The sequence below is a fragment of the Acinetobacter sp. WCHAc060033 genome (genome assembly GCF_004209125.1).
GTDB classification, from domain to species: Bacteria; Pseudomonadota; Gammaproteobacteria; order Pseudomonadales; family Moraxellaceae; genus Acinetobacter; species Acinetobacter wuhouensis.
Genome location: NZ_SGSW01000002.1, coordinates 109,627 through 133,228 on the forward strand (window position 1 = coordinate 109,627; position 23,602 = coordinate 133,228).

Here is a 23,602-nt window from a genome sequence, read left to right on the forward strand (position 1 = left end):
GTCTATAGTTTACGTGATTTGAAATGATTTGCGGAAAATCTTGGAAATTATTTAATCTTTAGCACCCAGTGAAATTTTGAGATCATGTTTGGTGCTCTCGATTTCTTAGTCCATATATGTCAAAGCTGTTCAATTTTTTGATACAAATATATTGAAAATTTACGAGGTATTTTTTTGCGAGTCCTCTATGATCGTTTATTTACGCATCTTAATTTAGCAGGGTTGTGCATAGAAGACGATTGAATTAAAAAAAAGAGGATGTTTGATGAATATATTTGAGGCTTTGCGAGAAAGCCATGAAATACAAAAAAAATTAGCAGAACAGTTGACGCAAACAGCAGGCAATACACCTGAACGGAAGCAACTTTTTATTTTATTGAAAAATGAGCTATTTGCGCATGCAGTCGCTGAAGATCGTTATTTTTATATTCCTTTAATGATGACGGATTCTGGGTTAAACATTAGCCGTCATGCTTTGGCTGAACATCATCTTATGGATGAATTGCTGGAGCAACTTGCTGAGACTGATTTGAGTCATTCTCGTTGGTTAATATTAGCCAAGAAATTGTCTGAAACAGTACATCATCACTTACAAGAAGAAGAGCGTGGCTTTTTTCAGCAAGCTGGAAAGATTTTTGATGATCAACAAAAACAGACTTTGGCCAAGAAATATTTAACAGAATATAAAAAATATAAAGCAAAGGATAAAACCAGTTTAACGGGTTAATATTTTTTTGACTTAAACCGATCAATATCTTGATCAAAACATTGCAAAAGTATGTTTAACTCAATCGCCTTGTTCGGTATTTTTTGCTCTAAATGTCACCCCGATCGAAGCAAGCATGATACAGACCAAAGCGACCATTTGCACAGTGGTGATATGTTCATTGAGCAAGAGCATTCCAGAAACAACTGCCAGTGCAGGGGACAAGCTAGACAGTGTGCCATAGCTCATTTTACTGAGTCGTTTTAAGGCAAGTAGGTCGAGTGCATAAGGAATTGCGGTTGCGAGCAGTGCGATGAGTAATGCTTTACCCCAATATTGGGTTTGTAATAAAGCGTCGGGGTTGTGTACTGCACTGATCGGTAATAGCACCATTGCGGATAGAATAATGGCAATACTGAGCGCATGCATCCCGATATTTTGGCGAACAACCTTTTGACCGTAGTAAATATAGATTGCCCAACAAACCCCAGCACCGAGGGCAAATGCAGCACCAATATAAGAAAAATTTTGCGCTGTTGCATCTTGCCAAGGCACCATCAATGCAATACCAAAGATCGCTAAACAAACCCAGATATAGTCACTTTTTTGTTTGATCGAGAGTAATGCAAGCGTTAAAGGTCCTAAAAACTCAAGCCCTACGGCGATTCCCTGAGGCAATTTACCTAAAGAGGCATAAAACAATACATTCATCAAGCAGACTGAACCGCTATAGAATAATAAGTTTTTCCATTTTAAATAGGGTAAGCGTTTGATAATTTTCCATGAACGGAACATCAAGACAATTAAAATAGAAGCAAAACAAAGCCTAAGTGTAACGACTGTGAGAGGATCTAAAACTAGAAAAAGTTGTTTGGCAAATGATGCACTGATCTGATAAGACACCATCGATAAGACCATGAACAGTACAGCGATAAGTTGAGAATTTGGCATATCAATCGTGTAGAAAAGTGACTCAAAAATTTTAGCACTTTTTGCAAATTCTGTCGGTATTTTGAAAATATATGAATATTCAGGTGATATTTTTCTTTGTGATTCTCATAACACCTCTGTAAGATGGGGATAAATATAGTTGTAATGGCACATGTGTTAGGAATAGAAGATGTCAGGTAATACCCAAAAAATCGTAGAATTAAAGTCAAATGAATTAGGTCAAGCTGAAACATGGTATGTAGAAGTATTTAAAAAAGAACAACAGGGGTATGCACAGACCGAGCAAGAAGCTCAAGCACGTGTTGACTTATTGGTCAATGCATCAAATCAAGGTTTTGCACCAGCCAGTACTTTACTGGGGCAGTGGCATGTCTTGGGGCACTATGTCAATCAAAGCATTCAAGCTGCGATTTTATTTTTTCAACATGGTGCACAGCTCAATCACGGTTTGGCACATTTAGAACTCGCATATTTAGGTTTAAATAACTCTACGGATCAATTGTCTCAAGCCCAAGGGTTAATGCACTTGCAACACGCAGTAGAGTTAAATCAGCCTGAGGCAATTTTTTTACATGCGCAGCATAAACTACAGCAAGATAAAACTGCTGCTTATCAATTATTGGTGGAAAACTATATTAAAAATAAGCATCAAAATAGTTTGAAATTCTGCGTTGAATATCCAGAGTTTGATTCGATTAAAGTTCAAAATGATTTATTGATCATTGCTGAAAATGATAGTTTTGCAAGTGCGTTATTGGCATTCAGTTATTTAACACACAATAAGGTAGATGCTGCGTTCAAATATGCCAACATTGCCCAAGAAGCCAATGACCCATTTGGATGTTATGTACGTGCTTTGATCGAACAAAAAAGTGCCAATGGTGATGCTAAAATTGCACAAGAGTTTTTACTCAAAGCTGCGAAGAATGGGCATGTCGAATCCGCTTATCTTGCAGCAGTGACTTTGTTGAAAGATGCTGAAACAGTTAAAACTGAACAAAAACAGAAAGAATATACAACTTTGGCTTTTGAATTGTTGACGCATGCTGCAGTGGCAGGGAATGTGCCTGCGCAATATTCTTTAGCACAATGTTTACGTTATGGTATTGGTGCTGAGAAAAATATTGAGCAAGGTGTTTCTTGGTTAGAGCGTGCAGCCATGCAAAATCATACGGATGCACAGTTTGAATTGGCGATGTTGTTACCTTTGGAACACGAGCATCATTTACCATTGTTAAATGCAGCAGCAGATAAAGCCCATGTACAAGCAATGTTGTGTATGTCGATTTATCAACAACGTCAAGAAAATGCTGAACAAACATTGTATTGGTTAAATAAAGCCAAAGCGTTGAATGTGCCACGTGCTTTCTTTCTGTTAGCGCAACTTTACCGTGATGGTAAGCTGGTTAAAGAAGATTTAAAACAAAGTGCAACTTTATTCGTTGAAGCGGCTGATCAAGGGGATGTGGATGCATATTTTGAATTATTCAAAATCTATCGCGATGGTCTAGGTGTTCGTAAGAATAAGAAGACTGCTACGAAATATTTGGATTTAGCAAAAGAGAATCAACATATCGAAGCGGCTTCAATTGAATATTAGAATATAGGTAATCTCTGTTTTGAATGTACCTTTGATTGAGCAGTATACCCACCACAAAGGACGCTTATTTGTGGTGGGTGATTTGCATGGTTGTTATGATCAACTGATACAAAAGCTTGCAGAGATACAATTTAACTTTCAGCAAGATATGCTCATTGCTGTTGGGGACTTGGTTGATCGTGGCCCTGACAGCTTAAAATGTCTAAATTTACTGGATGAACCGTGGTTTAAAGCAATTTTAGGCAATCATGAGGAAATGTGTTTGCTTTCTCATGTTGAACCATCAATGGCAAATCTACATGCACAGCATGGTGGAAAATGGTTTTATCAACTCAGTATAGAACAGCAAAAGCAAATTATTGAAAGACTGCAACGTGTTCCGTTGCTTTTAGAAGTTGATTATCAAAATAAAAAATATGGTTTTGTCCATGCAGATATTGATCTGAATGATTGGGATAAATTCAAAGTTGCCATTCAGTCTAAAAGCCGTGAGTCTGCTTTATGGGGCAGAGGACGAATTAAAAATCGTCGTTTCTTAAAGTATTCAACTGTATCTGGCATTGATCAGATTTTTCTCGGTCATACTGTGGTGGATTTTGTCACTCGAAAAGACAATTGTTATTATCTCGATACAGGTGCTTGTTTTGGTGGTGAGTTAACGATTGTGGAAATAGATCAAAGTCTACCGATTGAAGAGCAAGTGCTTGTTAGATAAAGATTAAATATAAATTTTAAAAATTATACATTATTTATCAATAACTTTATTATCAAGTTATGCTTTTCTCGCTCTTTGTGTCGTCACCGTACAACCAATCGACGCACTGATAATGGTTGCTAAAGCCAGCCACTGTGTCCAAAGCAATTGTTCACCTAAGAAAATAAAGCCTGAAAGTGCCGCAATTGCAGGCTCTAAGCTCATCAAAGTTCCAAAACTCAGTGCTGATAAATTTCTTAGAGCAATCATTTCTAAAGAGAAAGGCAGGGCGCTCGCTAAAATTGCCAAAGCAATAAAATAAATCAAATTTGAGGGCTCAAAAACATTCAACGGCATTCCTGAAAATAGCGCAATCGGCATAAGGCAAAGCATGCCAATAAACATTCCTAAACAGACAGTATGATTGCCTGAAACGCCCGAAGGTCGTTGCCCTGCAATAATATACAGCGCCCAACATGCACCTGCACCGAGTGCAAAGGCAATTCCAATTGGGTCTAAACTTTGTGAAGCTTGTTGAAATGGAAACAGTAAAATCAGTCCTAAGATTGCCAATCCAACCCAAACAAAATCAAAGCGTTGTCGTGCATGGAACAGCGCCACACTGAGTGGGCCAATAAATTCAAAAGCAACGGCAATGCCCAAGGGAATACGTGCAATGGATAAATAGAACAACGCATTCATCCCAGCTAAAGCGATGCCGTAGCTAATAATCGCTTTCCATTTCACTTGTTTAAAATCAGCTTGCCAAATTTTAAAGATGATCGCCAAGATCAAAGAGCCGAGTAATAAACGCATTGCGGAAATGGTCAGTACAGGAAATTGATCAAACAGGATTTTGGCGAGTGCACCACTACTTTGCATACTGATCATCGCAATGAACAGTAAGATCAAGGCTTGGAAATGTGGGGCATTTTTGAGATTTGGCATTGGAGTCTGATCAGTTGATATTTATTTAAAATATGAACGATATTGGAAGTTGTAATCAGCTTAGATCATACCTTCTAAATCAGATGAATAGGTGAGAATTAGTGAAAATAATGATCATAATTTGACTCATTGTTAAAATTTAAACATAAAAAAACCACAGGCAAAACCTGTGGTTTTTAACATCAATGAGTCTTAGAACAATACGCGAACGCGGATTGTGCCTTCAACTTCATGAAGTGTATCAAGTGCTTCTTGAGATGCAGTTGCATCAACGTCCATCACTAAGTAACCGACATCACCTTTAGTCATTAAAGACTGACCAGAGATGTTGATACCGTGTTCAGCGAACAAGTTGTTGATCTTAGAAAGAACGCCTGGCACGTTTTTATGAATGTGAAGTAAACGGTGTTTACCTTCAGTCAATGGAAGTGCGATTTCAGGGAAGTTCACAGCAGATAAAGTCATCCCTTTATCTGAGTAAGCAACAAATTTTTCAGCAACTTCTAGACCGATGTTCGCTTGCGCTTCCATAGTCGAACCACCTACGTGAGGTGTTAAGATCACGTTGTCTAAGCCACGAAGTGGAGAAACAAATTCTTCACCGTTTGCTTTAGGTTCTTTAGGGAATACGTCAACTGCTGCACCAGCAATATGACCTGATTTAATTGCATCAGCTAAATCTTCGATCACAACACATGTACCACGTGCAGCGTTCAAGAAGATAGAACCTTCTTTCATTTTCGCAAATTGTTCTTTTGCGAAGAAGTTCTTTGTAGAAGGAACGTCAGGAACATGAAGTGTTACCACATCAGCATTGGCAAGAAGTTCATCAAGTGAACCCACTTGACGTGCATTACCCATCGGAAGTTTAGTGACTGCATCATAATAAATCACATGCATACCCATGCTTTCAGCTAAAACTGAAAGTTGAGAACCGATTGAGCCGTAACCCACGATACCTAAAGTTTTACCACGAGTTTCAAACGAACCTACAGCAGACTTGTTCCAACCACCGCGGTGAGTTGATGCTGATTTCGCAGGTACGCCACGAAGTAAAAGAATCGCTTCAGCAAGTACAAGTTCAGCAACTGAACGCGTATTTGAATATGGTGCGTTAAATACAGGAATACCACGAATCATGGCTGCATTTAAATTCACTTGGTTGGTTCCGATACAGAAACAACCGACTGCGATCAATTTATTCGCAGCTTCAAAGATTTCTTCGGTTAATTGCGTACGGGAACGAATACCAATGAAGTGTGCATCTTTAACCGCTTCTTTCAACGCTTCACCTTCAAGCGCAGTTTTACGGAAATCGATGTTGGTATATCCAGCAGCATTTAAAGTGTCGATTGCGTTTTGGTGAACGCCTTCTAACAACAAGAAACGAATTTTATCTTTAGGTAGTGAAAGATGTTGGCTCATTACGGCTCCGCTACAAAGGCCAAATTTAGTCGCAGTATGATACCATATACATGGTTCTATAGATATTTCGTTATGACAGTATCGACGGATATTTTATCTACGATTTCTGATAAGCATTATATATAAATCAAATAGATTACAGGTTTTTTTCTAATTTATTGATTTTTAATATTGTTGTTGAATTGATCATACACAAAGTGTGGATAATCAAATTCAAATCTGTGCTTTATCCTGAGCAGTCATTTGGCTAAAATGACTGAAAAATCGGTATTGTTAATGATTTAAACCATGAAAATTTGCGAAAAACTTTCATGTACTGGTTTAAAATATCGAAAGTTGTAGCGCTACAACCTCTCTTTTACTTCTTGCTAGGTCCGCAAAACGATGAATGCTCCAGTTACGATAGCACCCGAATTATTGACCCAATTGACGCAGATTGTTGGTGAAAACCGTATAAAAACAGATGCTGACAGTTTAGAAAATTGGGGTAAAGACCATACCAAGCATTTTGACCCGAATCCTTCGGTCATCGTTTTTCCATCGAGCACAGAACAAGTGCAAGCGATTGTTAAATTAGCCAATCAGTTTAATGTTGCGATTACACCGTCTGGTGGTCGTACAGGTTTGTCTGCTGGTGCTGTGGCTGCCAATGGTGAAATTGTCATTAGTTTTGACAAGATGAACCAAATTCTAGAATTCTATCCTGCGGATCGTATGGTGCGTATCCAAGCGGGTGTAGTGACTGAACAATTGCAAAATTATGCTGAAGAACAGGGCATGTATTATCCAGTGGATTTTGCATCTGCGGGTTCTTCTCAAATCGGCGGAAATATTGGTACCAATGCGGGCGGTATCAAAGTCATCAAATACGGCATGACACGTAACTGGGTACTTGGTTTGACTGTGGTAACAGGTAAAGGTGATGTACTGCGTTTAAATAAAGGCATGATTAAAAATGCGACTGGTTACGCAATGCAGCATTTATTCATTGGCGGTGAAGGAACTTTAGGTTTAGTCACTGAAGCTGAAATTAAACTTGAACGTGCGCCACATGACCTACAAGTTTTAGTTTTAGGTGTGCCAGATTTTGATGCGATCATGCCTGTACTTCATGCATTCCAAAGCAAAATTGATTTAACTGCATTTGAATTCTTTGGCGAATTGGCAATGCAAAAAGTTTTAGATCGTGGTCATGTACAACGTCCGTTTGAAACAGAATGCCCATTCTATGTATTGCTTGAATTTGAAGCGCCGTATGAGCCAATCATGGATGCAGCGATGGAAATCTTTGAGCATTGCATGGAACAAGGTTGGGTACTTGATGGTGTGATGAGTCAAAGCCTTGAACAAGTTCAAAGCTTATGGCGTTTACGTGAAGATATTTCTGAAACGATTGCACCATTTACACCGTATAAAAATGATATTTCAGTGTTGATTACGCATGTTCCTGCATTTATTAAAGAAATTGATGCAATTGTAGAAAGTAATTATCCTGATTTTGAAATCTGCTGGTTCGGTCATATCGGTGACGGTAACTTGCACTTAAATATTTTAAAACCTGAAAATTTATCTAAAGATGAGTTCTTTGCTAAATGTCAGGTGGTGAATAAATATGTGTTTGAAACTGTGAAGAAATATGATGGTTCTATTTCGGCTGAACATGGTGTGGGTATGACGAAAAAGCCATATTTGGACTACACTCGTTCTGCTGAAGAAATCGAATATATGAAAGCGTTGAAAAAAGTGTTCGATCCAAATGGTGTAATGAACCCAGGTAAATTGTTTGATCTTTAATTGGTTTAATTTTTAAGTTATTTGATTCAGACATCGTGCGGTTCATTCATTTTGTAATCGCATAGATTTGTGTTAAAAAGCGTATTCAATAGAATGCGCTTTTTTTAGCTGTTCGAAATCAAACAAAAATATTAAAAGAACATCACCATGGATAAAATAAGAATTAAGCTTGAAACAGACCAATCCAAGCAAAGGCGTAAAGCATTTGATCATTCTCTCAGATTGTTGTTACGTTATTTACCACTGACAATATTTATGACGGCTGGTTTAATTTACTTTTTAGTCAAGTACAGCTTAAATCCTGAAAGTTACCAAGAGCAAGAAATTGTTCAAGCACATGGAAAGCGCCTGTATGCACTTGCGATTGGCTTTATCGTGATGAGCTGGAGTTGCATTATTTATTATTTTAAAGGCAATGGGGCGTTTAAAAATTATGGTCGTTGGTTGATTCTTCTTTCAAGTTTTCCAATCATTTATGAGGTGGTCATGCATTTTGACAAATTTGTTTTTGGGTTGCTGGTTATTTCCTTTTATTGGTTAAAGTTTGCTTTTACACCGCATGATTCGATTCGTTAAGACTACAAAGCACGACTATTGTAAAATGAGGAATTAAGGCAAAATTTAGTCGTAAGTTAAGTATGGAATTTAAGAATATGAATCGTTTAGTTGTAATTTCTGCGCTGTGTTTGGGTGTTTTATCGGGTTGTGCGACGACTCAAAATTTAGTGAATAAGGTCGGTGGTGGCAGCACACCTTTAGATCAGGTTTTAAATGAGCGTTCTGATCTGCGTAAGAATTTGGCAACAGTTGAGTTACGTCAGTATTTTAACAAAGTAGAAAATCCGACGGTAGCGGAAGTGAAGTTGACTGAAACAGGTTTGATGGATGATTCGGTTCGTTCGATCCGTACAGTATATAGTTTTAAAAATGTTGATGGTCAGTGGAAGCGTGTAGATACACAAAAGGAATATCAATGCTATCGTGGGAAAAATACCAAGACTTTCCAAAAAGCGAAGTGTGCTTGATAGGTAATTTTTTAAAATAATTATTGTAAATTAAGTAATTATGTTTCATAAAAGTGTATTAATTTTGATGCACTTTTTCCATTTTTGGGGTTTTAGTAAATGAATTTGAATAAGAGTATTTCTGATGCGATAAAAGAAATATATGTCTCTTTAAATTTTTTAAGCGAGCAATATTCACTAGCTGAATTAGAAAATTATACGAATGTCATAAAAATTTTAAAAGAATTTGATGATCCAGATAAGAAATGGCGCTATTTCTATAAACTTGAAAGTAATACTGCATTATTTGACTTAGCTTCTATTTTTAGAAATTCTAAGAATATCTTTCAGGATAATCAATTACCTACAATAGATGAATTATGCAAAAAAATATTATCACAAATTGTCACTGTAAGATCGCAGTCAGCTACTTTTCAGGGATATGAAATAGATTTTGAAGAGGTTTTACAAAACAGATTAAAATATATTCACCTCTCAGAGGAATTAGCTATTGGTCTAAAAAATTCTCACAATGATCTTAGGAAAGTAAACAATCAAATTTTAGAAATTAGTCAAGAACGGCAAGAATTAATAGATTCTTATGAACAAGCTGCTAAAATGATTGAAGAATTAAAAAATAAGAAAGAAATATTAAATAAAATTACAGACAAAGTAACTAATGGCGAAATTGAAAAATTGTATGTGGATATTTATAAGGAAGAAATGACTATAGCGAATAATTATAGAAATTGGGCTTTATATATTTTCTGTAGTGTAGGAATTATTTTATTATTGTGCTTCTTCAATATCTCTATTCAAAATTGGAATCATTTAAGAGATAGTAACTTTATTGAGATACCATTTGGTATAGACAGTCTACTTCGTATTCTTATGCTCTTTAGTTTAACCACTCCTGCTTGGTATTTAACAAAAGAATCTTCAAAACATCGTAAAGTTGCATACAAAGCAAGGATGATAGGTACCGAACTTGCATCTTTTCCACTTTATGTAAGTGAACTCAAAGATGAAGATCGTCTAGAACTCCGTAAACATTTGGCTGATCGGTTCTTTGGACAAGAGCTTTATATTGAGTCTAATCAAAATTTTGATCATTCTGTCGAGCAAATTAAATTACTCACTGAAGCAAATAAGGCATTAGCAGAAGCTTTAAAAGTAAAAAAATCTATTGAGTAACTCTGGCATTCTAAATCTGCAACACAGAAACTCATAAAGCCTATCGAATCCAAAGACTTGATAGGCTATCTTTAAGAATCAAAACTCATCAGTATAACAATATGAAAACCCTTGCCTTTATCCATCGCAACGATACCCGCTTTGCCATTGGCGATTTTTATCCAGTGCTTTCAGTCTTTTCACACTATGAATTGGGCAATACCGTTTCACCATTCCTCTTACTTGATCACTTAGGTCCAGGCATTTTAAAACCAACCAATTTACGTAAAGGTGTAAGCGAACATCCACACCGAGGATTTGAAACCGTTACCTTAATCTTTTCAGGAGAACTCGAACACCGAGATTCAACAGGTGGAGGTGGAATTGTCTCAGCAGGCGATGTGCAATGGATGACCGCAGCTTCAGGCGTAGAACACAAAGAAGTCTTTAGCGAAGCATTCTCCAAGCAAGGTGGATACTTTGAAATGGTGCAACTGTGGGTCAATTTACCTGCCAAAGACAAAATGAATCCACCACGCTATCAAAGTCTGCGTAAAGCCAATATTCCCGTGGTCGAACTACCAAAATCGGCAGGAACATTACGAGTCATTGCAGGAACGTATGTGGATGAAAACAATGAAGTACATCAAGGGCCTGCAAAAGTACATTCACCACTCAATGTTTTAGATATTGAAATCCAAGCAGGGCAAACCGTAACGCTACCCGCAGGGGCAGGGGATACCACGCTTGTGTATTTGCGTTCAGGCAAAGCACAATTTCAACCCGAAGATGAAATATTTGAAGAACAATCACTTGCCGTGATGTCGAACCTTGAACAAGACTTTGAAATCACTGCTTTGCAACACTGTAAATTATTACTTCTAACAGGCAAGCCATTACAAGAACCGATCAATGGTCATGGCCCATTTGTCATGAATACTTATGATGAAATTCTGGAAGCTTTTGATGACATTAAAAATGGCACATTCATCAAATCCAAAGTCTTAGAAGATGAATAAATCCGTTAAAGCATGTGATTAGTGTAACCGCATGCTTTAGAAGTCATTTAAGTTTAATTAAGCAGTTGGATTGGCTTTATTTCTCAGAGCAATAAAACCTTTGATGATCATCGCAATACCAATACCGACACATAAACCTGTTAAGAATTTACCGAAGAAGCCTAAGCCGAGTTCTTGATTATTGGCAGAACTAATGGCTTTTGCGGTATCTTCAGCTGAAGTAACACCACCAGCTTGAGCATCCATCATCGCAACAAAACCAGTGTCAGTTTTACAACTGTCAATGATAGAACTGGAACTTTCACCATATTTTTGTTGAACTAAACTTTCGCAACGTGCTTGGTCTTCTGCGCTGATATTGGGCTTGGAGCTTGTGAAATAAAGACCACCACCAATAAGGAATAAAACAATACCAATAATGATCATGACGACAGGGTTTTTATTTTTCATTTAAATTATTCATATCTATTTATAGAGAATTTAGAATATCTTAAGAATAAAAAATGTTCAACTTTGACATGAAAAGCGCATGTGTTAGACTGTGCTCACTGAATTTAGGATACATTCATTTCACAGTGCCCATTCAGTCAATTCTCACAAATATTATATGTTCTAGACACCTTGTGAATACGGTGTTCAACTCGCTTTCTCTCAAAGCAAACTCCACAATTTAATTTTAAAAGTTAGTGTTTAACACGCTTGTTTGCAGTGTGACGGTATTTTTCTCCCTGAAAATTGCTCAAGTCATCCAAACATGATGAAAGATATGTAGAAAGTCATGAAAAATTCAGTACAACAAGGACAAAACTTAAGTTTGAGTCGTGCTACGCTGATGTTTCCATTGGCCTTGGTATTATTCGAATTTTCAGTGTATATCGGCAATGATTTGATTCAGCCAGCGATGCTTGCGATCACCAAAGAGTTTGGTGTGAGCAGTGCGTGGGCACCATCATCGATGTCATTTTACCTGCTCGGTGGCGCTTGTGTCGCTGGGATTATGGGGCCGTTGTCCGATCGAATCGGGCGTAAAAAAGTATTATTGGGTGGTGTGGCGTTCTTCGTCATTACCTGTTTACTCATTCTATTGACTGGGAATATTGAAAGCTTTTTAGTTTTAAGATTCCTTCAAGGTTTTGGCTTATCCGTGATTGCTTCAGCAGGTTATGCGGCGATTCAAGAAACCTTTGAAGAACGTGATGCCATTAAAGTCATGGCACTCATGGCAAATATTTCCCTACTTGCACCATTGATTGGTCCAGTGGTCGGTGCGGCACTGATTGATCATGTGTCATGGCATTGGGGCTTTATTGGCATTGCCTTTTTGGCTTTTCTGAGTTGGTTTGGTTTAAAAGCCAAAATGCCGAATAATCAAATCAGTATTCCTAAACAACCAATGAGCTATATTTGGGATGACTATAAAAAAGTTTTTAAAAATAAGACTTTTCTCGGTTTAACTCTAGGTATGCCGATGGTGGCAATGCCACTGATGCTATGGATTGCCTTATCACCTGTCATGCTCGTCGAAGAACTTGGGCTAAGTAGTTTGCAATATGGTTTAGCACAGTTCCCAGTTTTGGGTGGTTTAATCGTTGGCAATATCGTACTGATTAAATTGGTCGATCGTTTGGCTTTAGGTCGTACCGTTTTGATCGGTTTACCACTGATGCTACTTGGAACGGTAATTGTCGTTATTGGTACGATCTGGAGAGAATACTTTCTTTACTGTGTCATTTTAGGCATGACTTTAGTCAGCTTTGGTGAAGGGATTAGCTTTTCAGTGCTTTATCGTTTCGCGTTAATGTCTTCTGAAGTGTCGAAAGGCACTGTTGCCGCAGCAGTATCAGTGTTGTTAATGATGACATTTTTCGTGGTGATTGAAATTATTCGTATTCTGTATGAGTATTTTCACCTGTGGGCATACGCGATTTCATGTTTTGCTTTGATCGCTCTATGGTTCACGGTTCCACGTGGAATTTTGAAAGGGGTTATGCAACAGCGCAAAGCCAATGGTGAGTTTTAAGAGGAAAGCTCTGACTAGATTCTTTGAATCACCTCCCCTAACCCCTCCTGAAAGGAGGGGGACTTATTAGCGGAATTATTATTCAAACTTCTTTAATTTATGATCAAAAACAAAAGGTCCAAACGGTAAAATTGAAGCAATTAAACCGAAAATAAACATTTTAATAGACCATTTTTGCTTTTCACAAACAACAAATAAAACAGCAAGAAAGGCGATAAATAGCACGCCATGTCCCATGCCGACGTATTTAACTAGCATAGGATTACCCCAAATATATTTTAAAGGCATCGCAATAAATAACAGGAGAAGAAAAGAAAGCCCTTCAAGAAAACCGACAATACGTAAGGTTTTGATATTCATGGTCACTTCGTCAAATGAGAATGAGCAATTGAGTCTATCTGAATAAAATGAAAAGTCGAATAATTTTTGCCTGAAATGTCATCTACATCCAACGAAATATAAAATATGATTTTGATGCTGTTTCAAACATCAATTATTTAATTTCTAAAGCCAACAGATTGGTTTTAAGTTTTAACAACTCAGGTAAGGTTTCGAGCAATAAACTAATTTGCTTGAGTACCAGTAATAATTCATCAGATAAATTTTCTTGATCACTGAGTAATTGAATCTCAGACAATTTTTCATTGATCTCGGGTTCATTCAACAGATTTTGATTGAGTAATACATCATTTAAAGTCTGTTTGCACCAGAGCATCAGGGCTAAAATATGTGGGTCTTGTATGGCGTCTCTGTGGCTACCCAGTGCAGAAATATAGCTGAGTTGGCTATGGCTATACACCAAGTAACGGAAAGCATTGTGAATAAGATCTTGATTTGGATTCGGTTCAGTACTCAAACTCGAAATCATACTGGATAATTCAATCTGTGCATTATGCGCAGCACGACGAGCTTTACGATAATCAACACTGTTATTTCGTCCGTGTTGGTATTGCTCAACCACAGCATCAAAATAATCCAAAGTGGCTTTACTGCTTTTACGAATATTGTTGGAAATATCACGGAAATTCCAATCTGGCCAAATAAAACTGACGGCAAACCAAGCGATCAAACAACCTAAGAGCGTATCGATAATTCTAGGTAAAATGATGGCATAACCTGCACCTTTTAAATTGAAAATCAGCAAAACCATCATGGTTGCCATGAGCGTAGCCATGGCATATTTTTTTGAACGCAAATAGAAAAAATACACACCGAAGATAATAGTGAGTACCAACTGTCCTTCAATGCTGGGTACGAAGTAGAGAATCGGAATCCCCAGTACTACACCCAACACTGTTCCTAGAGTTCTCAGTTTTAAACGACTTTTGGTGGCAAAGTAACTGATTTGGCAGACAAATAGACTGGTGAGTAAAATCCAATAACCATTTTTTGCAAAAGGCAGCAAGGAAATGCTATAGCCCACAGCAAAAACAAAAGCGATTCGTACTGAATGACGAAACAACGCAGATTTTGGGGTTAAATGTTGCTTAATCTTGAGCCATAAATCTTGAACGCCGTGAATATCATCATCCAATAAATTCAAGTTATCTCGATGTAGGCTATAACTTTGTTGATAATTATTTTGCTCTATACTCAGGTTAATAAATTGATCTTGTACATTTTTTAGATTTTTTAAGACCAAGAGTAGATTTTTAACTTCAAGATTGTGTGGATTTTGTTGGATCCACTCATACATGGAACTGTGTAAATTTTCTAAAGCTAAGGCATTGTCTGGATTGGTTTGAAAGCTTTGTCGATTTAAAATAAATTCTGCCAATTTTAGACAATTAATGGCTTGTAAGCGGACATTTTTTTGTATGCGATAAATTAAATCGGTACGACTAAAATTTTGCTGAATTTTTTCATAATGTAAATAATTGGAAGTCGCTTGCTCATGAATATCTTGAGCAAGGAAATATAAATTTAACCAGTAGATGGTATTTTTATTGGCACGTGAGGCTTTCAGACGAGTGAGTAAGGATGCTTTAGTGCTATTTAAACTTTGTACCACAATACTGTTTTGTAAGGACAAGTCATATAAAAGTTGTTCAACATTTTGAGTATTGTCAGGGTCAAATAATTTCGCCTTACACATGAGCAATTCAGAAAGGTTACTGAAACTATTGGATAAATTATCTTGTACTGCTTGTGTGGGTTTAAGCAAATAGAAAATAATCGAGCTAAAGCCATACCATAAAGCACCCATCACAAAATAAGTGGGCTGTTGGTACCATTCAGAATATTCACCTAGCCCAAACATGGTGTAAATGGACAATAAAACCGTGCCAAATGATATGGTTGCATAGCGTTGCCCCAGTGCACCCATGAGTATAAATAAGCCACTGGACAGTGATAAATAAATTAAAAATAAAATTTTATAAGGATAGAGAAAATCGAGAATACTACTAACAGTGAAAAATAGGATGCAGACAAAGGCGAGGTTTCTTAAGCGAATACTGAGCCGGTCATCGAAATCGGTCAGCGCAGTGGCAATCGCACCTAGAGTAATTGGAACAATTAATTGGTGATAACCTAGAAAATACAGCCCAAGTGTTGTACCACTCAGTACAATCAAAATCTGTAAGCAATAAATTAAGATCGAATTGGACTTAATATTTTGAAAGATTTGATAATAACTATTCACGGTGAATGTTCGGTTGTTGGGCTGAGTCAGTATTTTACCTAATTCTGCATTGTAGAAATGCTTTATTGATTATCGAAATGTAAAAAGAAAGGATAAATAATCAACATTTTATATACAGTTTATCTCTTACGAAATAGCTCTAAAATATTCACAATAGGTTGTCGGAAATTTCCAAAATTATAAAAATGCCAAAATCATCAAGTCAGTCAAAATCAGAAATAAAACTTCCTCGGTTCCGTGATGCAGCGTTGGTGGAACGTCGTAATTTAAAAATGGCGCGTTCTATTCATGCTTATGTACGAGGCAATACAGCGAAGTATTATGATTGGTTAAAACAAGCAGAAATTAGCTCAATTCCACAAGGACCTGCAATTTGGATTTGTGGGGATTGTCATACTGGCAATCTTGGACCTGTTGCCAATGCGAAAGGTCAAATTGATATTGAAATCCGTGATTTAGATCAGACAGTGATTGGAAATCCCGCCAATGATTTGATTCGCTTAGGATTATCACTAGCAACAGCAGTACGGAGTTCGGATTTACCTGGTGTCATCACTGCCAAAATGATTGAATCTTTATATGCGGGTTATGTACATGCCTTGGAACGTAATGGACGTTTGAGCCATAAGCTTGAGCATCCATTATTGATTCAAACTGTGATGAAGAAAGCCGTAAAACGGACATGGAAATGTTTGGCGGAAGAGCGTTTAAGTGGTTTAGAGCCTGAAATTACGCTAGGCAAAAAGTTTTGGCCTTTGTTAAAAAAAGAACAAAGTGAAATAGATTTAGTTTTCGAGAGACCAGAGCTTCAAGATCTTGTCACGATGATTGGAAAACGTGATGAAGATGCTAAGTTAAGGGTACTCGATTCAGCATATTGGGTGAAAGGGTGTAGTTCACTGGGTTTGTTACGTTACATTGTGCTGATTGATTCAATGGATGGCAAAGTTCAACGCGGTAAGGGGCTATGTTTGATGGATTTAAAAGAAGCCACTAAAGCGCTTGCTCCTCGATATTCGGATGCGCCTATGCCGAAAGACAATGCACTGCGTATCGTTGAAGGTGCAAGACATTTATCTCCATATTTGGGCGAACGGATGCGAGTAAGTAAGTTCCTCGATACCTCAGTGTTTATCCGAGAGCTTTTACCGCAAGATTTAAAGTTAGAGATCGAAGGGATGGGAGAACAAGAAGCGCAGAATTTAGCTTTCTATTTGGCATTTGTTGTTGGACGTGCACATGTACGACAAATGGATGATGTTGCTCGAAACTCTTGGATCAAGGAATTAAAACGTAATCAATCAAAAACGATTGATGCGCCATTTTGGTTATGGCGTAGTATTGTCGAGTTGATCAGTGTACATGAGGCAGGGTATCTAAATCATTGCCGTCTTTATGCTTTATCGCATGAGAAGTAGGATCTAAAAACAGAAATGTGGATAAAATTAATTTTATCCACATCACATCATTTACTTATTGAATAACTCCACAGGCGATACGTTCACCACCACCGCCTAAAGGTTTCGGAAGATCAGAATAGTTGTCTCCACCCGCATGAATCATGACAGCTAAGCCCTGAATATCAGCAAGTTTTAAACGCGGTGCAATAAGTGTCGTTTTTGCATTACCATTTGAATCGACATTCAGCACGGGTAAATCTCCCATGTGCCCGTCATTTGGTGTGCCATGAGCGGATTTATGTGGATTAAAATGTCCACCAGCGGCTAAAGCAGCGCCCATTTTCCCATCTTTTTCAGCAGGTTCGCATGAACCTTTTTCATGGATGTGAAAACCATGATAACCCGATGGTAATTGACTTAATTCAGTATTAATTTTTAAGCCGTTTGGAGAGTCTTGAAAGTTAACAGTACCAATTTTTCCACCGACACCTTGAGCTGAAACAGAGCGTATATCAACAGTTTGCTGAGGCTCTGGTGATTTTTTTGTTGTAGGTGTAGTTGTACACGCTGTAAAAAAAGCAAGACAAGTACAAAGTACAGAAGTTTTAAAAATGATAGATGTCATCGGTGCATCCAATTGATTTAGTCAGTATTAAACAATATTCAAACAAAGCTTTAAATGATAAACAATATGAATTAAATATCTGATTGTATAGTTTTATTTAATGACGATTTTATTGGCACTTATTATGCTTTATGTGCTTGATAGGGGAAGACGATTCGCTAATGTGTATTTATTGCGAATCATCTTCTTAAAATGTTTAAAATTAAAATATGAAACATCTATGGTTTAGGTGAGTCATCATCCTTGATGTCATAGGCCATTGTTGCATCTGGCATGATCATTTTAGGTTCTTCAGTTTCATGTAACCATTCACGCCAAATTGCCAATAGAATCGCTAAAATCACGGGGCCGATGAATAAACCGACTAAACCAAAACTTGCCAGTCCACCCAGGACACCAAACATGATGAGCAGGAACGGAATTTTGGTTGCACCAGAAATGACCAAAGGGCGAATTACATTATCTGCTGTACTGACAATACAAATACCCCAAGCCATAACACCTATTGCTTCGATGGTATGTCCTTTAGAAAATAGCCATAAAGACACCGTGGTATAAGCGACAGGGGGTCCAAAAGGAATAAGCGCAAGTAAGAATGTGACAATGGTCAGTACCATTGGATTTGGTACATCTGCAACAAAGTAACTGATACCAGCAAGAATAGACTGTGCAACAGCAGTTAAACCTACACCATAAACAACTGCACGAGTCGTTTCAGAAATTGTATCTAGATAATGATGAATACGTGGGCCAATCAGCATCTGAAGCGCTTTACTCACTTGTGCCAAAATTGTTTGTCCATCACGATAAAAGAAGAACAAAGACATGATGGAAAAGCTGAGTTTTACCAGATTTTTGGTAATTTCATTTAAAATAAATTTACCATAATTCATATGTCCCTGAATCCATGCACCTATCGTTTGAGAAAGGCTGGTCGGGTCGGCATTGATTTCACGGACAGTTCGACTGATTTCTTTGCCGATAATTGGAAGATCACGAATCAAATCTGGAACAGTTAAATGTCCTGATGACATTTGGCGCTGTAAGTCGAAATAGAGATTACGACCTTCATGCTGCAAAATAAAAATCGCAAATGTCAGAGGAATTCCAATAACCAATACAACAAGCGTGATCATCAATGACGCACTGAGCGTCGGACGATTTTCACCCAACAATCTTAAAATGCGTTTGTATATTGGCCATGTCATATAGGCGATAATGCACGCCCATAACACAGGTACAATAAAGTACTTCAGAATATCGTAGCCTAAAAAAATCAGGATAAACAATAATCCGAATAATAAGATGCGCTGTAAATTCGACGTAAAATCTTGCACTGATCACTCTAAAAACGGTTGAGAGGCTAACTCAATATTAACTGAAAAATAAAGTCTGGCAAATTGAGCACCTATTTTATTTAGGTATTCTCAAATGACTTTAGAACCAATCGCTTGGGTCGTCTATTAAAGCATCAAGTAGTGGTTGCCATTGTTCTTGTATGGTTAAAAAGTTCTTTTGGTTTTTATCGAAAATACTGAGACCTTGCATTGCCAATTGACCATAAGCAGTACGTTCTGAAATCCAAGCTACAGGTTTTTGTTCAATCTTCTCAAAAAATTGTTGAATGTCTTTTGAGCTCGAACTATTTGGTTTCACACGATTTGCCACCAAATGTACTGCAACCTTACCTTTACGAATTTTTTTAATGTCTTGGATATGTTTTAGAAAGCGCTTGGTACTGTCAATATCGAAGAAAGAGGGTTGTAGAGGTGTAACGACAGCATGACATTCGCTGATAAGCTGTTCAGCATGTTCACCTGTTAAAGCACCTGGTGCATCAATAATTAAATAATCAAGATTTTTAGGTGCATCACCGATCGATTTTTCATGGCGCCAATCTAAGCTTTGAATTGTCGCCGCTTGTTCAGGACGCTGTTTTAACCATTGCAGGGCAGATTTTTGCGTATCAGCATCAGCCAATGCGACTTTATAGCCTTTTTGAGCTAATGCAGTTGCTAATGTTATTGCTGTAATTGTTTTACCGCATCCACCTTTTAAATTTGCAATGAGTATTGTTTTCATGAGTGATCTATAGATTCTGTCAAGATTAGGCTTTGTCTTACTGTAGCACTATTTTCAAGCATATAGGTTACACATGACAAAACTTTAGTAGTTGTTTACATTGTGTAAAACCTAATTTAGGTCAAATTGATAAGGGAAAAAGCATGTCCGTTGGGCTGGCAATGTTAATCGGTGCTTGTATCGGTATTGTATTAACCACAATCGTGTTATCAAGCACACGTAATGGCAAAATTAAAGCGGAATATGAGCAATACATTTCTGAGTTGGAGCTCGAACATCAGCAGGCTTTGGCACATGCCCAAAAACGTAGTGTGAATACCAGTCGTGCTGTTTTAAAAGGGAAAATGGCAGAGCAACTTGCACCGATTATGCCTGAGTTTCGTTATTTACCGAGTGATGCGAAGTTTTTAGGTGACCCGATTGATTATGTGGTTTTTGATGGTTATACGGATTTTCGCGATGGTGATGGTTTAGCAGAAGATATAGAAGTGGTGTTGATTGATATTAAAAGTGGTGGTGCTCGTTTAACCAAAGGGCAGCAGGCGATTGCTCAAGCAATAAGAGAAGGGCGGGTACGTTTTGAAACGATTCGCATTGATTTTGAGGATTAAAAACTTCATGATTAAAATTGGATGATTGTGATGATCAAACAGCAAATTTTGAATTTCTTAAATGAATTGGAAAATGACAAAATCGATTCATTTTTTAGATTTCTAATTCAGATAAAGTATCAACAACATCTTTCAAAGCAACAGCTCTACCAAGTTTTGATGGAGATTCTTCAAGATGATGTTCATGAGCAATCTTGCGCTTACAACATACTGACAGATACTTTGGATTATTTTGTGGGCTATCATTCGCCATTAGTACCAACTCACTTCGCCTATGCGTTTGTAAAAGCTTTAGGTGAATAATCTAATCATTTATCTCACATAATTACTTTTTAAATGTATGATGAGTTTAATATTTTTATAATTTATATCTAAATTACAATGTCACATCGCCTATATCTTTATAATTATTGTGCAGAAACGAGTGAGTTTTCATCTTATATTGGTGAATGGAAATATGTTGTTCCACTCCTTTTTATTCCTTTGCTCGCTGAACCAAAAGCAAAAGGGAAAAGTCTGTATTTCAATAAAAAAATCGGTGTAGAACAACTCACGAAATTTTATAGCTTATTAGAACAACAATTAGATCTATTTCAACATCATGATTTTCAGGAAAAACGCACCAAAGTCCTTGAATATTTAAATGACTTAGCATTTGAGCATTTTTATATGGATGCAACAGATGTCTTTAATATGCGTGATGAGCCTAAAAAACAGCAAGCAAAAGATTTTGTAGAGGAATTACAGTTAAATCAACATGCCTTTCAACAAGCAATTGAAGCTCATTCACTTGAACCGTTAAATCCAGTATTGGAAAGTCAATTTCATTTTAAAAGTTGGTTGGAATTACTTGAGCACGAATATGTCGATTACGGTTGGTATTTGCTCGAAGTCGGTCATCTTATGCATCCAGAAGTGCATATCATTTGTGAAGATGAACATTATGGTTTGATGAATGCAAAATCTAAAATTATTCTTCCTGCTATTTATAACGACATTCAAGCTTTTTCCTATATGGGGTATGCCATTGTTGAAAAAGATAAAAAGTTCGGTGTGGTTTATGCAGACGGGAAAATTTGTATTAAACCCGAGTGGGATGAGATTGGTGAGATCAATGATTTTGAACAAAAACAAGCGATTGTTGTTCGGGATGGAAAGCTTGGCTTAATTGACTTATTGAATGAACAGATTTTATTGCCAATCGATAATGAGAAAATCGACTTTCTTTATAATGGATATTTACAAGTTAAAAAGAATGGTGTGTTTCAGGTACTTGATCAGTCTCTAGGTTCGATCATTGAAAACAGTGATCAACCATTTGAGCTATGGTCTGAAAATTTTCTTACGCAGCAAATTGCTAAGTCGCCCTATTTAAAATTTTATAACCGTCTCGGTGAATATATTGGGGAGTTCTATCCTGAGAATTTACGTGAGTTAAATCATCAATATTTGCTGTTAAAACCTTTTAAGAAAAAAGCTGTTTTTTATCAGCTATATGATTCACATGGAATGTTAATTTTTGATGATATTGAAAAAATAAAATATACCAGTGAGAACAGTTGTATCGCGTTGCAACGTAATAAAGCGTGGATGCTTTATCATTGTGCTCTACAGAAGAGTATTGAAATTGAAGATATTTTGAATATTCAAGATGACTATTTTCATCAACATACTGCGCTGAAAGATCATTATATTTTGACCAATACCAAGAATCAGTACGCATTGTACGATGCTTTAAATGATGATTATGTCTTTCCATTCGATATGCAAATTTTAAGCATTCAATATGTCAGTGATGATGTTTTTATTATAAAAGACGCTCTGGGCCATCAATATTTTAAATTATCTGAGCATTCTTTTAGTGATGAAAAGTATGACTATATTTGTGGATTTTTACAAAATGATTTTTATATTTTAGCGTATAAAAATAATAAGTTAGTGCATATAGATCAGACATTGAACTGTGAAGAAATGACGAGTGAACAATGTGCAAAATTATATTTGAGCCGTAGTTACTTTGAAGGTGAGGATTTAACTTATTTTGAACGCTATGTTAAAAATTTAGAAGAAACACAAGGATTTAATTATTATCAATATTTAGATGATCGCCAATTGTCCTATTTAGGGATGGAAGAAGCTGAAAATGGCAATTTAAACGAAGCGATTAAAATTTATAAAATTGGTGTTGAGCGACAACATGCGGAGATGATGTGCCAATTGGCATATATTTATACTGAAAATAAAAGTGTATTAAATATTGATGAAGCAATTCAACTTTATAAAAAATCTGCTGATCTAGGCGATGCCAATGCACAAAATAATTTAGGTTATCACTATATGACTGGGATAGGAGTTCAGAAAGATGTAGCACGAGCCATCCAATTATATTCCATGTCAGCAGCACAGAATTATGCTTTAGCCCTACAGAATTTAGCGTTTAATTACTATAACAGTGAGGAAGTTGAACAAGATTTGATACTTGCATTGGATTATTTTAAAAAGGCTGAAAAGCAAGGAATGTCTAACCCGCATGAAATGATCGAAATTTATTATCGAATTGATGATTATAAAAATGCGATTAAGTATTTAAAAAAGTCTAAAGATGAAGATTTTACCCATATTTATTGGGGAATCTTTTATCAACACGGTTTCGGTATCGATGTAAATCTGGAAAAGTCCAAAAAATATTATGAACGTAGCTTGGAAGTAGGTTCATATTCTGCAGCGTACATTGCGTTGCTTGAATATTATATCAAAAATGGTGCATTTGAATCAGAAGGTGACTATGTTCGTGTTCTCGCACTCGCCCAAGAAAATGAAGCGGATCTTCCTGAGCATGTGCTTCCATCAAAGAAGTCAAAAGGGTTCTTTAAGCGTTTATTTGGTCAGTCTTAAATAAAGTTGAG

22 protein-coding genes are annotated in these 23,602 nt (G+C 36.9%); 13 read left to right on the forward strand and 9 right to left on the reverse strand.

Annotated features, from left to right (window positions below; translation table 11 throughout):
- The first annotated feature begins 265 nt into the window (after positions 1–265).
- Entirely contained in the window at positions 266–727 is a 462-nt protein-coding gene (locus EXE10_RS01370; RefSeq protein ID WP_068975080.1) for a hemerythrin domain-containing protein, read from the forward strand.
- 60 nt (positions 728–787) lie between these two features.
- On the opposite strand, the gene EXE10_RS01375 is transcribed toward EXE10_RS01370, so the two are convergent.
- On the reverse strand, positions 788–1,657 hold the full coding sequence (locus tag EXE10_RS01375; RefSeq protein ID WP_130112101.1) for an EamA family transporter: 870 nt from the start codon (positions 1,655–1,657) through the stop codon (positions 788–790).
- Between the two features lie 169 nt (positions 1,658–1,826).
- Here EXE10_RS01375 and EXE10_RS01380 point away from each other — a divergent pair, with 169 nt between their 5' ends.
- Together EXE10_RS01380 and EXE10_RS01385 are read left to right on the forward strand one after the other, a co-directional pair.
- Positions 1,827–3,257, forward strand: coding sequence for a tetratricopeptide repeat protein (locus tag EXE10_RS01380; RefSeq protein ID WP_130112102.1), 1,431 nt, complete (start codon positions 1,827–1,829; stop codon positions 3,255–3,257).
- Between the two features lie 19 nt (positions 3,258–3,276).
- On the forward strand, positions 3,277–3,972 hold the full coding sequence (locus tag EXE10_RS01385; RefSeq protein WP_228256760.1) for a metallophosphoesterase: 696 nt from the start codon (positions 3,277–3,279) through the stop codon (positions 3,970–3,972).
- A 57-nt stretch (positions 3,973–4,029) separates the two neighbouring features.
- On the opposite strand, the gene EXE10_RS01390 is transcribed toward EXE10_RS01385, so the two are convergent.
- Together EXE10_RS01390 and serA are read right to left on the reverse strand one after the other, a co-directional pair.
- Positions 4,030–4,899 (reverse strand): EamA family transporter, encoded by an 870-nt coding sequence (locus tag EXE10_RS01390; RefSeq protein ID WP_130112104.1) that lies wholly within the window; start codon positions 4,897–4,899, stop codon positions 4,030–4,032.
- Between the two features lie 192 nt (positions 4,900–5,091).
- On the reverse strand, positions 5,092–6,324 hold the full coding sequence (serA, locus tag EXE10_RS01395; RefSeq protein WP_068975085.1) for a phosphoglycerate dehydrogenase: 1,233 nt from the start codon (positions 6,322–6,324) through the stop codon (positions 5,092–5,094).
- 384 nt (positions 6,325–6,708) lie between these two features.
- Here serA and EXE10_RS01400 point away from each other — a divergent pair, with 384 nt between their 5' ends.
- The 5 genes from EXE10_RS01400 (at position 6,709) to EXE10_RS01420 (ending at position 11,314) form a co-directional block, all read left to right on the forward strand.
- Positions 6,709–8,118, forward strand: coding sequence for an FAD-binding oxidoreductase (locus tag EXE10_RS01400; RefSeq protein ID WP_130112105.1), 1,410 nt, complete (start codon positions 6,709–6,711; stop codon positions 8,116–8,118).
- A 147-nt stretch (positions 8,119–8,265) separates the two neighbouring features.
- Complete coding sequence (locus EXE10_RS01405; RefSeq protein ID WP_130112106.1) at positions 8,266–8,694, forward strand: hypothetical protein; 429 nt, start codon at positions 8,266–8,268, stop codon at positions 8,692–8,694.
- A 77-nt stretch (positions 8,695–8,771) separates the two neighbouring features.
- Complete coding sequence (locus tag EXE10_RS01410) at positions 8,772–9,143, forward strand: hypothetical protein (protein WP_068975088.1); 372 nt, start codon at positions 8,772–8,774, stop codon at positions 9,141–9,143.
- Positions 9,144–9,242: 99 nt separating this feature from the next.
- Positions 9,243–10,316 (forward strand): hypothetical protein, encoded by a 1,074-nt coding sequence (locus EXE10_RS01415; protein WP_068975089.1) that lies wholly within the window; start codon positions 9,243–9,245, stop codon positions 10,314–10,316.
- Between the two features lie 101 nt (positions 10,317–10,417).
- Positions 10,418–11,314, forward strand: a complete 897-nt coding sequence (locus EXE10_RS01420; protein WP_130112107.1) for a pirin family protein — start codon at positions 10,418–10,420, stop codon at positions 11,312–11,314.
- A 57-nt stretch (positions 11,315–11,371) separates the two neighbouring features.
- On the opposite strand, the gene EXE10_RS01425 is transcribed toward EXE10_RS01420, so the two are convergent.
- Positions 11,372–11,764, reverse strand: coding sequence for a hypothetical protein (locus tag EXE10_RS01425; RefSeq protein WP_130112108.1), 393 nt, complete (start codon positions 11,762–11,764; stop codon positions 11,372–11,374).
- A gap of 328 nt (positions 11,765–12,092) precedes the next feature.
- Here EXE10_RS01425 and EXE10_RS01430 point away from each other — a divergent pair, with 328 nt between their 5' ends.
- Positions 12,093–13,334 (forward strand): MFS transporter, encoded by a 1,242-nt coding sequence (locus EXE10_RS01430; protein ID WP_130112109.1) that lies wholly within the window; start codon positions 12,093–12,095, stop codon positions 13,332–13,334.
- A 78-nt stretch (positions 13,335–13,412) separates the two neighbouring features.
- On the opposite strand, the gene EXE10_RS01435 is transcribed toward EXE10_RS01430, so the two are convergent.
- Positions 13,413–13,694, reverse strand: coding sequence for a DUF3817 domain-containing protein (locus EXE10_RS01435; protein WP_130112110.1), 282 nt, complete (start codon positions 13,692–13,694; stop codon positions 13,413–13,415).
- Positions 13,695–13,827: 133 nt separating this feature from the next.
- On the reverse strand, positions 13,828–15,978 hold the full coding sequence (yccS, locus tag EXE10_RS01440; protein WP_130112111.1) for a YccS family putative transporter: 2,151 nt from the start codon (positions 15,976–15,978) through the stop codon (positions 13,828–13,830).
- Between the two features lie 185 nt (positions 15,979–16,163).
- On the opposite strand from yccS, the gene EXE10_RS01445 reads away from it, so the two are divergent.
- Entirely contained in the window at positions 16,164–17,396 is a 1,233-nt protein-coding gene (locus EXE10_RS01445; protein WP_130112112.1) for a DUF2252 family protein, read from the forward strand.
- 55 nt (positions 17,397–17,451) lie between these two features.
- Here EXE10_RS01445 and sodC read toward each other — a convergent pair whose 3' ends face one another.
- The 3 genes from sodC to EXE10_RS01460 all read right to left on the reverse strand — a co-directional run bounded on the left by sodC (position 17,452) and on the right by EXE10_RS01460 (position 20,085).
- The gene (gene sodC / locus EXE10_RS01450) at positions 17,452–18,003 is read right to left on the reverse strand and encodes a superoxide dismutase family protein (RefSeq protein WP_130112113.1); all 552 of its coding nucleotides are present in this window, start codon (positions 18,001–18,003) and stop codon (positions 17,452–17,454) included.
- Between the two features lie 218 nt (positions 18,004–18,221).
- Entirely contained in the window at positions 18,222–19,340 is a 1,119-nt protein-coding gene (locus EXE10_RS01455; RefSeq protein ID WP_087553140.1) for an AI-2E family transporter, read from the reverse strand.
- A 100-nt stretch (positions 19,341–19,440) separates the two neighbouring features.
- Positions 19,441–20,085: a ParA family protein gene (locus tag EXE10_RS01460; RefSeq protein ID WP_068975099.1), complete on the reverse strand. Its 645-nt coding sequence runs from the start codon at positions 20,083–20,085 to the stop codon at positions 19,441–19,443.
- Positions 20,086–20,228: 143 nt separating this feature from the next.
- Between EXE10_RS01460 and EXE10_RS01465 the strand changes: the two genes are divergently transcribed.
- From EXE10_RS01465 to EXE10_RS01475, 3 genes are all read left to right on the forward strand, one after another.
- Positions 20,229–20,696 carry a Holliday junction resolvase-like protein gene (locus EXE10_RS01465; RefSeq protein WP_130112114.1) on the forward strand — a complete coding sequence of 156 codons (468 nt, stop codon included), beginning with the start codon at positions 20,229–20,231 and terminating at the stop codon, positions 20,694–20,696.
- Positions 20,697–20,726: 30 nt separating this feature from the next.
- The gene (locus EXE10_RS01470) at positions 20,727–20,999 is read left to right on the forward strand and encodes a hypothetical protein (RefSeq protein WP_130112115.1); all 273 of its coding nucleotides are present in this window, start codon (positions 20,727–20,729) and stop codon (positions 20,997–20,999) included.
- Between the two features lie 78 nt (positions 21,000–21,077).
- Positions 21,078–23,591, forward strand: a complete 2,514-nt coding sequence (locus EXE10_RS01475; protein ID WP_130112116.1) for a tetratricopeptide repeat protein — start codon at positions 21,078–21,080, stop codon at positions 23,589–23,591.
- Positions 23,592–23,602 lie beyond the last annotated feature (11 nt).